Here is an 11,744-nt window from a genome sequence, read left to right on the forward strand (position 1 = left end):
GTCAGCTCAACACGGCCACGATGGCGGTGCCCGGCGCGAACGCGCCGGAGGCGATGCGGTCGAGAAGGCCGTACATCATCTTCGCCTCGTACACCCAATCGAGCATGATGCCGTGCCGGGCCTGGAAATCGGTGATAAAGGCGTCGAGTTCGGGCGTGCGTTTCGCGTAGCCGCCGAAAGGAAATTCGTAATCGACGGCCCAGTTCTCGGTGACGCGATCGAATGCCTCGCGCTGAAGCCGCCGCACCTCCTCATCCAGGAACCGCCCGCCCTTGAGCACGGCAAAGCCCAGTGCCCGCGCGGTGCCGCCCAGCCCGGCCGCGATTCCGGCCAGCGTGGAACCGGTCCCGCAGGCACAGACGATGACATCGAAATCCACATCGACCTCGGACGGCAGCTCCGCGCACCCGCGCACGCCCGGCCCGTTGCCGCCGCCCTCCGGCACGACGTAGCACGAGCCGAACCGCTCCGTCAGCGCTGCCAGCACATCCGGCTCGGACTTACGCCGGTACGTCGCCCGGTCCAGATACGTCAGCCGCATACCCTGGCCGACAGCGTAGGTCAGCGAATCGTTCAGCGGCTGGTGCTCCTCGCCCCGGACTACCCCAATGGTCTCGAAACCGAAGTAGTGACCGGCGGCCGCCACCGCCCGAAGGTGGTTGGAATACGCCCCGCCGAATGTCAGCAGTCGCGAGTGGCCCTGGTCTTTCGCCGCCGCCAGGTTGTACTTGAGCTTGCGCCACTTGTTGCCCGGGATCTCCTGGTGGATCAGGTCGTCGCGCTTGAGATAAAGCCGAATGCCGTGCGACTGCACACGGTCATCGTGGACCTCGGACAGCGGTGACGGCAGGACGACGGCAATGGGCGTCTCACCGTCCCGGCCGCTTGCGTCCATGAGGTCAGCGTAGTGACGACGACACGAGACCGGCGCGCTCGGCGCCTTGATCACTCGTCTGCTCCGGCGGCGAGGGCACGTCACAACCTGATCACGTTCGCCGGGTTGGTGTCTAAAATCGACCCCGAAAATCGGCCTCCTGTGGTGCCCGGGTTTCCTGGCACGACGGAAGGGACGGCCGATCATGGTCACCACTGGCCGAGCACTGACAAACCGCGAGCACCGCGCGACCGGTTACAGCGATAGCACGGTTCTGCCAATTTTCGATCACCGCTGTCGAATTCGGGGCCGAAATCCGGAGTTCAGGCGAGCCGGGGATTTCTCGGCTGCTCCGATCGGAAGGTGGTGGTGATCATGATGGGCAAGGGCAAGCAGATTGACGACCCTGTTGTCGCTGGCGCGGATGGTATGGCGTCTCGTTCCGCGTCTGGGTCGGCGGGGCCTCGGCGTTCTGAATCCGCGGCCCCAAACGCCGAGGCCGCTGCTACTAAACCAGCAGTTCAGCGATGGTATCGGCGGGAGCGGGCAGAAGGCCGACTGAGTAATGATCCTCATCCATCTACACGACGTGGGCGCGCGGGGCGCAGCCGGCGGGCCGGGGAGCCGGACGCGGCGTTGTGGTTCCGCCTGGTCGACCGGGACCGGCGTCTGCTGGCACTGCTGAGTGAGCACAAGGTGCTGACCACCAACCAGATCGCCGCCATCGAGTTCCTCTCGGTGCGCCGAGCCCAAGACCGGTTGCGGCACCTGCGGGAGTTGGGTGTGGTGTTCGCCTTCCGCGAGTCCTATCTGCGTGGCGGGACGAGCCAGACTCGCTATGCGCTGGGCTACCTCGGTGCCCGGTTGATCGCCGCGCAACGCGCGGAGAAGCCGCCCGCGCCCAAGGCATACACCGAAACCCTGGAACGGCTCGCATTGTGGCCGAAGCTGCAACACCAACTCGGAGTGAATGACTTCTTCTGCGGCCTGGCCGCGCACCGCAACCCCGCCCGGCTGCGCGAGGCTGGCCGCGAGGGCGAGGTAAGCGGGCTGACACAGTGGTGGTCCGAACGGCGCTGCACCGAGTTCTTCTGGAAACACCAAGACGGCGGGGAAACACGGCTGCGTCTCGACGGCTACGGCTGCTGGGAAGAACACGGCCGGACGGTGCGGTTCTTCCTCGAACACGACACCGGCACCGAACCCCTCGCCAAGGTTACGGGCAAGATCGACGGATACGCGGCCTTCCCGACCGACGCCTTCGGCGTCCTGCTGTTCTCGGTCCACTCCAGCAGGCGGGAGATCGCCCTGCGCGCGGCGCTGCGCCGCGCCCTCGCCGGAGGCGACCCCGGTTTCGTGATCGCCACCGCAGCCCGCGACCACGACGACGGCCCGGCAGAGCCGATCTGGGGCCTGTGGATACCGCGAAACGGCGACAGTGTGACGCGCCGGTACCGATTGGCCGAACTACCCCAACGTGGCCCCGCCGTCGAACACAGCACCTCGCCCACCGGCCAGCCACTCAACGAAGCGGCATTCAACCCCAACGACCGGGAAATGCTGCGCCGCATCGAGGGGCCACCGCCCAAACGGGCAACACCGAACTCGACGGTCTACCCGGACGACGTCGACGACGTCACGCTCTACGACGATGTCGAGGACGACGTACACCAGGCGCCGCCAAAGCCAGCGTGGCCGGACGCCCAACGATCACGGCGGACACGCTGGGTCGCCTGAATCCCCTTATCCACAAGGGTTTCCGCACGCTTCCACCTGCCTGCAGCGGGCTGCCGAATACCGAGGGGGAACCATGCCGAAGCACGATGCCGACAACGGTAACAATGACGCCGCCGTGATCCCGCTCCGCGCCACGCGATCATCCACACGGGACACCTGGCGCGTAGTGCGGATCGATACCGAACCCATGACCGCCCAGCACTACGACCAAGCGGTGACCGCACTGGCCGCGCTCATCGAACATTGGAAAGACCGCCGGGATACCAATGATGGCACCGAAAAAGCCGCTTAGAGTCATCGGTTCGCTTCACTTTCCCGCCCGTATTTGGGACAATGGAAGCAATCGGGATCACCGCCGCGACCAGCGGTTTTAAGTGAATTTTAGTAGCGCGCCGGGGCTTGCGGAAACCGTGCACAAGCCCGGTTTCACGGCAAGTCTCCGGAACGCCCGCACCACACAGGGGAGCCCGGCAACCATGACGCGATCGGCAGCGAAACGGCACGGCCGCAAGACCACCCGCACCCTCGATGACCTCGACACCGTGCGGGTCGGGATCTACGTCCGGCGCTCCACCGACGACGAACACCAGCCCTACTCCATCGAAGCCCAAGACCACCGCCTCGAGTCCTATGTGGACTCACAACCCGGGTGGCGACTGTCCAAGCGGTTCCCCGACGACGCCTCCGGCGCGACCACCGACCGCCCGGGGCTGCAACGAGCGCTCGCCGCCGCGCGTGCCGGACTGATCGACGTGCTGCTGGTCTACCGGGTGGATCGGTTCTCCCGCAACCTCTCCGACATGGTGTCCCTGCTCGACGAACTGGACGAGTGCGGGGTGGTGTTCCGCTCGGCCACCGAACCTTTCGACACCGCCACCCCGATGGGGCGGATGCTGGTGCAGATGCTCGGCATGTTCGCCCAGTTCGAACGCGACACCATCATCGACCGCGTCATCAACGGCATGGAACGCAAACACGCCAACGGCAAATGGAAAGGCGGGAAACGACCCTTCGGCTACCAGGTGGACAAGACCACCGACACCCTCGTGCCCGACGAGTCCGAAGCCGTGATCATCCGGCTGATCTTCGACCTCTACACCCGCGACCGCCTCGGCACCCGCTCGATCGCCAAGACACTCAACGAGCGAGGCCACCGCACCACCACCGGCGGACGCTGGTCCGGGCACCAAGTACTACGGGCGCTGAACAACCGCGTGTATCTCGGGGAACTCTCATTCCGGGACGCCACCAAGACCGGCACCCACCCCGCCCTCATCACGGCCGAGACGTGGGAGAAGGCGCAAGCCATCCTCGACGCGCGGGGCGAGTCCCACGCCCACCGCGCCGCGTCCGGCTCCGACTACGTACTCACCGGACGTCTGCGCTGCCCCAAGTGCGGCAAGGCAATGATCGGGACGCGGGCGACCGGGCGGAACAAGACGTATCGCTACTACACGTGCTGGAACCTGGCCCGCTACGACGCCACCAAGTGCGACGCGAAACGGCTCAACGCTGATGCCGTGGACGCCGCGATCCTCGACGCCCTCACCGACTTCTACCGCACCCGCCACGACCTCATCGGCGACGCGATCACCGCCGAACAAGCCCACCACCGCGCCGCGCACGCCGACCGCCGCGCCGAACTCGCCACCATCCACGCCCAGATCACCAACACCGACCAGGCCATCGACCGCTACCTGACCGCGTTCGAGAACGGCACCCTCGATGAAGAACTCGTCGCCGACCGCCTCACCGGCCTACGGGCGCGGCTCAAGGAACTCCGCGCCCGTCGTGCCGACCTGTCCGCCGAGTTGGACGACGGACCCGCCGCACCCGACGCCGCTACGCTGACCGAGGTCGCCGACCACATCCACGGTGTGATCACCGAGGGCGCGCACAACCAGATCAAAGCCCTGATCGAAGCCCTCGTCGCCAAGGTCACCATCACCGGCCCCAACACGCTCAAGCCCGTGTTCCGCATCCCTCAACCCCGCAACGCAAACGAAGCCGCCTCCGCCCTACCAGCGGAAACGGCCTCGAAAGGAATGGTTCGCACAATGACTACATCGGTGGGCCGCCCGGGGCTCGAACCCGGAACCTATGGATTAAAAGTCCACAGCTCTGCCAATTGAGCTAACGGCCCCTCGCAGTGAGCATAGCGGGCGGCCGAACCCAGGTAGGCAGGGATGGGCCGGTTGGGCACCGGTGGTCCTGACACGTTCGGGTCGCTACGTGCCGAGCGCGTTGGACCTCGACCAGCGAGCGGATGTGCCGGACAGGATGAAGCCGACCGCAGCCGTGATCGTCTCGGCGGCGGGTTCGTTGTGGATCTGGCGGGTGGCCTCGTTGATCACTCCCTGCACGAAGGCGGCCGTCAAGGTGGGACGCGGATCGCCGAGATCGGCGAGGAGTTGCTCGATGTTCGGCGCGAACTGGTCGTGCACCGCCCGGATGCGTTTACGCACGGCCGGCGGGAGCGAGGCGCGGGCCAGCGTCGCGGCGAGTTCGTGGCCGCCTTCGGCGACCATCTCCAGTTGCGTGCGGACGTAGGCGACGAGCTTGTCCCGCGGCGAGTTCGCGCGATCCATCGCCGTGGTGAGCCGGGCCAGCAAGGGCGGCAGCGCCTCCTCGCACACCGCGGCGACCAGGTCGTCCTTGGACGCGAAGTACTTGTACATCGACGGCCGGGCCAGCCCGGTGCGTTCGGCCAGCGTGCCGAAGTTCAACGCCGCGTAGCCATCAGCGACGAGCAGGTCCTCGGCGGCCGCGAGCAAGCTGGCGCGCTGCTGCGCGCGATGCTCGACCACGGTGCTGGCGGCGATCTTCGGCACCCCCTCAGGATACCCAACGCGCATCTTGGGAACGTCGTGTTGCTATCTTGCTGACATGACGTTGCTAAAAAGAGGTGGCCGGCTGGTCCGGAGCAGGCGGGGGGCTGTCGGGGTGGCCGTGTTCTGGCTGCTGGCCGTCGCGATCGGGCCGCGGCTCGCACCCACACTGGATTCGGTGGCGGACAACCGCTCGGGCAACAATCCGCCCGCCACCGCGGAATCGATGCGCGCGCAGGACCTGCTGCGGGATCGGTTCCCCGATCAGCGCGGCACGCCGGCCCTGGTGGTGGTGTCCCGGCCGGGTGGCCACCTGAACGAGCGGGACCTCGGCCAGGTCGACGGGCTGGCCCGGAGCCTGTCCGGACCCGACCGCCCGAACGGCACCGGCGACGCCGCCCCAACGGTGCTGTCCGACGACCGGTCGACCGCGGTTGTCGCCGTGCCGGTTCTGGTCGACAGCGGCGACTCGGGCGCCTTCAACGTGGCGGTCGACCAGATGCGGGCCGCGGCGCACGCGGTCCCCTGGGATCGCGGTGTCCAGGTCGCGGTGTCCGGCCCGGCCGGGATCGTGCGCGACACGCTCGCCGTGTTCGGCGAGGCCGACCTCGCCCTGATGTTCGGCACGCTCGCGCTGGTCCTGGTCATCCTCCTGCTGGTGTACCGGTCCGTGCTGCTGAGCCTCATCCCGCTGGCGGCGGCCGGGATCGCGATCCAGCTCACCAACGCCGTCGCCGCCCTGCTCGCCAAAGCGGGGCTGATCACGGTCACCGCCCAGACCGCGGCGATCATGACGGTGCTGGTCATCGGGTTGGGCACGGACTACTGCCTGTTCATCATCAGCGGCTACCGATCCCGGCTGGCGCGGCACGAGGCGCCCCCGCTGCAGGTACGGCTCGCCGAGATGGCCGGCGCGCTGCGTGACGTCGGCGAGTCACTGCTCTACAGCGCCACCACGGTGGTCCTCGGCCTGCTCGTGCTCCTCGCGGCCACAATCCCCGGACTGCGTGCGTTCGGGCCGTTTCTCGCCCTGTCGGTGGTGCTGACCCTCGCCGTGTGCGCGACCTTCGTCCCCGCCGTCGTGGCGCTGCTCGGCCGGGTCGCACTCTGGCCGAGCCGGGTGAACGCGGCCAGGCCGGCCAGGCTCTGGGGGCGGCTCGGCGCGCTGGTCGTACGCCGGCCTCGCGCGGTCATGGCAGGCTGCCTGGTGCTGCTGGCCCTGCTGTCCGCGGGCCTGGTCGGCTACCGGGACAGCTACGACTTCGTCGCCGGCTTCCGGGTGAACACCGAGTCCAAGACAGGTGAGCAGCTTCTCGCCGGGGCATTCCCTGTGGGCCGCCTCGCGCCGACGACGGTCGTCGTCGACACCGGCACCAGCAGCGTGGACGCGCATTCCACCCAGCTGCGGGAAGCACAGCGCCGCATCGTGGATATCCCGGGCGTCGCCACGGTCGAGTCGGGCCCGCGCGACGTCAGCCCGGACCGGCACACCGCGCGGTTCACCGTGGTGTCCAAGGACAATCCGTACGGCAACGCGGCGCTCGACCGGACCGTACAGGTTCGCCAGGTCGCCTCGCAGGAGTTGACCGGCACACACGTGCTGGTGGGCGGGCCGAGTGCGGTCGCCACCGACCTTCGCGCCGCCAACGACCGGGACCTGCGGGTGATCATCCCGCTGCTCATGCTGGTCATCGCGCTGGTGCTCGGCGTCATGACCCGCAGCCTGCTCGCGCCGCTGTACCTGCTGGCGACGATCGTGGCCTCGCTCGCTGCCGCTGTCGGCCTCACCGTCCTGCTCCTGATGACCTTGGGCGGTGGCGCGGGCTTCAGCCCGCTGGTCCTCGCCTACATCGTCGTCTTCCTCACCGCGCTGGGCGTCGACTACAACATCTACCTGACCTCCCAGCTACGCAAACGGATCGCTTCCGGCGGACCGGTACACGGAATCACGACCACCATGACCAGCACCGGCCGCGTGATCTCCTCCGCGGGCATCATCCTCGCCGCGACCTTCGCCGTGCTGACGTCGCAGCCGTTCGACGGGCTGTTCCAGTTCGGTTTCGCCATGGCGGCGGGAATCCTGCTCGACACCTTCCTGGTGCGTGGCCTGCTGGTACCGGCCATCGTGCGGTTCGCGGGCCGGCACGCGTGGTGGCCGAGCCCCGGACCCGTACTCCCTGCCGGACCGGTTCGCGACCGAAGGTTCGGTGGACGTGCGGCATGAGCCGGGGACGCGGAGGCGGTGGCGTTGTTGCAGGAGCGGCGGCTGGTGGCCGATCATCTCGTGAGTTTGATCGACGCCGCGCCGGCCTGGACCGACCGGGCCTTGCAGCGGCCTGCTCGCCCGCCGGCCGGTGCTGCCCGGCGCCCGCCAGATCGCGCTCGCCCCCACCGTCGCCGAGCGCTAACGCCCCTCGGGCAGCACCGCTATCGCCTCCTTGGCGTGGACCAGCACCTCGTCGCCGGGGCCCGCGGTCACGAGCGCCACGCTCACCTCTTCGTGCCCCTGCCGGGTGTCGACAACGGCCAGCCCGTCGTCGAGCAGACGTACGATCCGCACGCGCACCGCCACGTCCGAGCACGTGACGCACACGTCGTCGGGACAGTCGGGAACGTTCACCTGCCCCAGTTTCCTCCGGATCCTCGCTCAGCGCTGCCGCAGCGCGCGGTTGAGGACGTCGCCGGCGCGGTCGAGGCAATCGGCGCAGATGACGGCGTTGCCGGGGCCGCCGATCATGCGGGCCAGCGGGCGCCGGAACCCGAAGAACGTCCGGCGTTCGCGGCGTCCGCAGAACTCGCAGGCCAGGTCGGAGCCCCGTTCGGCCGCCAGCAGCGGGGTTCCGCCGAGGCTGGGGCGCGCCCGCCCGTCACGCACCAGCGCCAGACCCGCTTCGACGCAATCGGCGCATACGGGTCCGGCCGGGCCCGGAAGCCGATGTTCGCCGGGGGCGGGGGAACGACCGCAGAACCGGCACGGGGCCGCGCGACGATCGCTGATCGGCATGTTCATGAACGCTCGCATTCCGTCATGCAACGAGTTACCCGGTCAGGCCGCTGCTAACCGTCAAGGACCTGCGGGCGGCGCAGTCCGAACCCGGTCGCCTGCTCGAACGCGTGGCCGATCTGCAGCAACCCGAACTCGCCGCGATGCCGGCCGACGAGTTGCAGGCCCACCGGCAGCCCGTCGGGCGTGAACCCGCCGGGCACCGACAGCGCGGGCGATCCGGTGACGCTGATGTAGTAGCACGACCGCATCCACTCCAGATAGTCGTGCTGCGGCACCCCGTCGATCTCACCGGGGTATTCCAGTTCGAGTTCGAACGGCGGCACCTGGCTGACCGGCAGCGCCAGCACGTCGTACCGGGCGAAGAACCGCCGCATCTCGTGGTACAGCTTCGCGTGCTGCTCCTCCGCCCGCGCGAGGTCCGTGCCGCGCAGCCGCCGCCCCTGCTCGATGTTGTCCACCAGGCTCGGCTTGAGCAGTTCGCGCGATCGGTCCAGCACGCCGCCCAGCGACAGGTCGAACTGCCAGGCGCGCAGCGCGCGGAACACCTCGTCCGCGCCCGTGAGGTCCGGTCTCGCCTGCTCCACGACGCACCCGAGGCCTTCGAACACCTTCAGTTGCGCTTCCAGCGTCGAACGCACCACCGGGTCGACGGGGAAACCGAGGTCCGGGGCCCACGCGACCCGCACGCCGGTGAGGTCGCGGTCGAGCGGCTCGGCGAAAACGGCGCCCGGCTCGCTGATCGCGATCGGCGAGCGGTCGTCCGGCCCGGCCACGACGGACATCATCAGCGCGACATCCGCGACCGTGCGGGCGAGCGGCCCGGGTACGGACATCGTCGACCACGCCGCCGTGGTGGGGTGGCTCGGCACCCGCCCGGGCGCGGGCCGCAGGCCGACGACGTTGTTGAACGACGCGGGATTCCGCAGCGATCCGCCCATATCGGACCCATCGGCCAGCGGATGCAGCCCGCAGGCAAGGGCGGCGGCCGCCCCGCCGCTGCTGCCCCCGGCGCTCCGGTCCGGCCGGTACGGGTTGCGCGTGGCGCCGAACAGCGGGTTGAACGTGTGCGACCCGGCGGCGAACTCGGGCACGTTCGTCTTGCCGAGCGTGATGACGCCGGCCGCCCGAAGGCGCTCGACGATCAGCTCGTCGGCCTCGGGCACGTTGTCCCGCAACACCGGCGAGCCGTAGGTGGTGCGGATGCCTGCGGTGTCGTGGGTGTCCTTGTGCGCCATCGGAATCCCGTGCAACGGCCCCACCGGGGCGCCCGCGGCCAGTAGCCGGTCCGCCTCCGCGGCCTGCTCGAGTGCCCGCTCCGGCAGCAGCGTGACGATCGCGTTGACCGCCGGGTTGACCCGTTCGATCTGGTCCAGGTGCGCGGCGACCACCTCCCGCGCGGACAGTTCCCGTTCGCGCAGCCCGCGGGCCAGCTCGGTCGCGGTGAGCCAGCAGATGTCATCGGTCATCAGGGCACGGTACTTTCCCGCGAGCGGATCCAGCTCGCGATATCGGCGATCACGGCGGGATCGACGTGCTGGGGCTGCTGATAGCCGGCCGGGGTCGACGGGCCTTCGCCGGCGAAGAACAGGTGATCGTCCGCCTCGTACACGCGAATCGTGGCGTCCGCGAGGGTCCGCCACCGCGGGAGATCGTCCGCTACGGTCACCTGGTAGTCGCGCCCGCCTTGCAGGATCAGCGTCGGCTTGCCGAGCGATGCCGCGGTGGCCACCGGGTCGTAGTCGCGAAGGTCGAGCCAGTAGGACGCGGGCCAGCCGAACGGGAGCTCCGTGGCCGGAGTCGCGGGCGTAAGACCGTGCTCGACCACGGCGGCCTGCTTCGTGACGGCGGCGAGCGCGGCCTCGTTGCCCGGATCGACCGACGCGAGATAGCGCGCGACGCGGACCGCGGCGCGATGCATCGGCTGGGTGTCCCCGGCCAGGATGACCAGGCCCGCGATCGACGGATCCGCGGCCGCCACGCGGGGCGCGGCCTTCCCGCCCAAGCTGTGCCCGACCAGGAAAACGTTGTGTACCAACGGCCGCAACAGCCGGGCGGCGTCCATTGTGTACGGCAGGTACTCCTCCGAAATCGTGGCCGCGGTGGGTACGTTGTCGAACCGCACCACCGCGATGCCGCGGCTCGCCAGTCCCCAGGCCAGATCCTTGAGCGGTTTGTTCGGTCCGGTGGTCTCGTCCCGATCGACGGCTCCTGGACCGAGGAGTACCACCCCGGCCCGTCGCCGGCGAGGCAGCGTCAGCGCGCCGGGCCGCCCGCCGACGGTGACCTCGCGCTCGGTGAACCGCCGCGGCTTCGCGTACCTGGGCGGCGCCCACGATGCCGTCACCAGCGGCGCCAGCCTGAGCCCGTGCAGCAGGCCCTCGCCATCGACCGACGTGACGAAGGTGAAGCCGCCGCGTTCGCAGTTCACCGGCACGCTCACCCGGGTCAGCCCGGCCTCACCCGGCTCGGTCCGTGGTTCCCCGATCGTCGTGACCGGCCCGTTCTTGCTCATTTCGGACGCCCACGCGACGCGCAGCGTTTCCGCGGACACCGCCGCCCGCAACTCCGGTGCGAACCGTGCCTCGACATCCGCGAACCGCCTGTCACGCGCCATCTTGACGATTGTTCTCATAGTTTGCGAACGGTAGCAGAAAATGAGATCGTTAGCAGGTGGACACCTTGGAACTTCTCGCGCATCCGGTGCGCCTGCGGATCGTGCACGCGATGCGCGGCGGCCGGACCCTGACGACCGCGCAGCTGTGTGCACGGCTGCCCGACGTGTCGAAGGCGATGGTCTACCGGCACGTCGATCTGCTGGCCGGCGGCGGGATTCTCGAAGTGGCCGAGGAACGCCGCGTGCGCGGCGCGGTCGAGCGCCACTATCGGCTACGCCAGGAGAAGGCGATCGTCGACGAGGACATGGTCAAGTCCCTCTCGCTCGACGATCACCGGCGCGCCTTCGCCACCGCGGTCGCCACGCTGATCGCGGAGTTCAACGCCTATCTCGACCGGGAGCAGGCCGATCCGGTCGCGGATCTCGCCGGCTACCGCCAGCACGCCGTCTGGCTCAGCGACGAAGAATTGCACGCGCTGATCCAGGACATGCGCGCCGCAATCGCGCCGAAGCTCGCGAACGAACCGGCACCCGGTCGTACGCGCTACCTGCTGAGCCCGATCCTCTTCCCCCTCGAGGAAGGTTAATCCCAATGCCGCGTAGTAGGTGGTCTTGGTAGGTCGTCAACCGTCAAGGATCTGGACGGTGATGGTGGTTGTGTAGTTGGTGCGGTCGATGTCGCCT

10 protein-coding genes, 1 tRNA gene and 1 pseudogene are annotated in these 11,744 nt (G+C 68.9%); 5 read left to right on the forward strand and 7 right to left on the reverse strand.

Annotated features, from left to right (window positions below; genetic code table 11):
* Position 1: 1 nt before the first annotated feature.
* Positions 2-895, reverse strand: coding sequence for a 1-aminocyclopropane-1-carboxylate deaminase/D-cysteine desulfhydrase (locus FG385_RS31620; protein WP_139100475.1), 894 nt, complete (start codon positions 893-895; stop codon positions 2-4).
* Between the two features lie 342 nt (positions 896-1,237).
* On the opposite strand from FG385_RS31620, the gene FG385_RS31625 reads away from it, so the two are divergent.
* From FG385_RS31625 to FG385_RS35155, 3 genes and pseudogenes are all read left to right on the forward strand, one after another.
* Positions 1,238-2,611: a replication-relaxation family protein gene (locus tag FG385_RS31625; RefSeq protein WP_235022910.1), complete on the forward strand. Its 1,374-nt coding sequence runs from the start codon at positions 1,238-1,240 to the stop codon at positions 2,609-2,611.
* Positions 2,612-2,684: 73 nt separating this feature from the next.
* Positions 2,685-2,903 (forward strand): hypothetical protein, encoded by a 219-nt coding sequence (locus FG385_RS31630; protein WP_139100476.1) that lies wholly within the window; start codon positions 2,685-2,687, stop codon positions 2,901-2,903.
* Between the two features lie 184 nt (positions 2,904-3,087).
* A pseudogene (locus FG385_RS35155) lies at positions 3,088-4,146 on the forward strand (recombinase family protein); the annotation flags it as partial.
* 535 nt (positions 4,147-4,681) lie between these two features.
* Here the strand turns inward: FG385_RS35155 and FG385_RS31640 are convergent.
* Positions 4,682-4,754: transfer RNA gene (locus FG385_RS31640), tRNA-Lys, on the reverse strand.
* A gap of 85 nt (positions 4,755-4,839) precedes the next feature.
* Positions 4,840-5,442 carry a TetR/AcrR family transcriptional regulator gene (locus tag FG385_RS31645; RefSeq protein WP_160148938.1) on the reverse strand — a complete coding sequence of 201 codons (603 nt, stop codon included), beginning with the start codon at positions 5,440-5,442 and terminating at the stop codon, positions 4,840-4,842.
* Positions 5,443-5,497: 55 nt separating this feature from the next.
* On the opposite strand from FG385_RS31645, the gene FG385_RS31650 reads away from it, so the two are divergent.
* Positions 5,498-7,663: an MMPL family transporter gene (locus FG385_RS31650; RefSeq protein ID WP_139100478.1), complete on the forward strand. Its 2,166-nt coding sequence runs from the start codon at positions 5,498-5,500 to the stop codon at positions 7,661-7,663.
* A 180-nt stretch (positions 7,664-7,843) separates the two neighbouring features.
* Here the strand turns inward: FG385_RS31650 and FG385_RS31655 are convergent, their stop codons facing one another.
* The 4 genes from FG385_RS31655 to FG385_RS31670 are packed head-to-tail and all read right to left on the reverse strand — an operon-like array spanning position 7,844 to position 11,060.
* On the reverse strand, positions 7,844-8,059 hold the full coding sequence (locus tag FG385_RS31655) for a HypC/HybG/HupF family hydrogenase formation chaperone (RefSeq protein ID WP_139100479.1): 216 nt from the start codon (positions 8,057-8,059) through the stop codon (positions 7,844-7,846).
* A gap of 27 nt (positions 8,060-8,086) precedes the next feature.
* Entirely contained in the window at positions 8,087-8,461 is a 375-nt protein-coding gene (locus FG385_RS31660) for a hypothetical protein (RefSeq protein WP_235022911.1), read from the reverse strand.
* A gap of 35 nt (positions 8,462-8,496) precedes the next feature.
* Positions 8,497-9,912, reverse strand: coding sequence for an amidase (locus FG385_RS31665; RefSeq protein ID WP_139100480.1), 1,416 nt, complete (start codon positions 9,910-9,912; stop codon positions 8,497-8,499).
* Positions 9,912-11,060 (reverse strand): alpha/beta hydrolase, encoded by a 1,149-nt coding sequence (locus FG385_RS31670; protein WP_235022912.1) that lies wholly within the window; start codon positions 11,058-11,060, stop codon positions 9,912-9,914. The genes FG385_RS31665 and FG385_RS31670 overlap by 1 nt, the downstream gene beginning before the upstream one ends.
* A gap of 56 nt (positions 11,061-11,116) precedes the next feature.
* Between FG385_RS31670 and FG385_RS31675 the strand changes: the two genes are divergently transcribed.
* Positions 11,117-11,647, forward strand: a complete 531-nt coding sequence (locus FG385_RS31675) for a helix-turn-helix domain-containing protein (protein ID WP_139100482.1) — start codon at positions 11,117-11,119, stop codon at positions 11,645-11,647.
* Positions 11,648-11,744 lie beyond the last annotated feature (97 nt).

It is taken from the genome of Amycolatopsis alkalitolerans (assembly GCF_006152065.1).
Lineage (GTDB): Bacteria > Actinomycetota > Actinomycetes > Mycobacteriales > Pseudonocardiaceae > Amycolatopsis_E > Amycolatopsis_E alkalitolerans.

Excerpts from the sequence above, each read along its gene's own strand:
- FG385_RS31630 (WP_139100476.1), top strand. The coding sequence starts at position 2,685 with ATGCCGAAGCACGATGCCGACAACGGTAACAATGACGCCGCCGTGATC.
- FG385_RS31670 (WP_235022912.1), bottom strand. The coding sequence starts at position 11,060 with ATGGCGCGTGACAGGCGGTTCGCGGATGTCGAGGCACGGTTCGCACCG.
- FG385_RS31650 (WP_139100478.1), top strand. The coding sequence starts at position 5,498 with ATGACGTTGCTAAAAAGAGGTGGCCGGCTGGTCCGGAGCAGGCGGGGG.
- FG385_RS31665 (WP_139100480.1), bottom strand. The coding sequence starts at position 9,912 with ATGACCGATGACATCTGCTGGCTCACCGCGACCGAGCTGGCCCGCGGG.
- FG385_RS31620 (WP_139100475.1), bottom strand. The coding sequence starts at position 895 with ATGGACGCAAGCGGCCGGGACGGTGAGACGCCCATTGCCGTCGTCCTG.
- FG385_RS31660 (WP_235022911.1), bottom strand. The coding sequence starts at position 8,461 with ATGCGAGCGTTCATGAACATGCCGATCAGCGATCGTCGCGCGGCCCCG.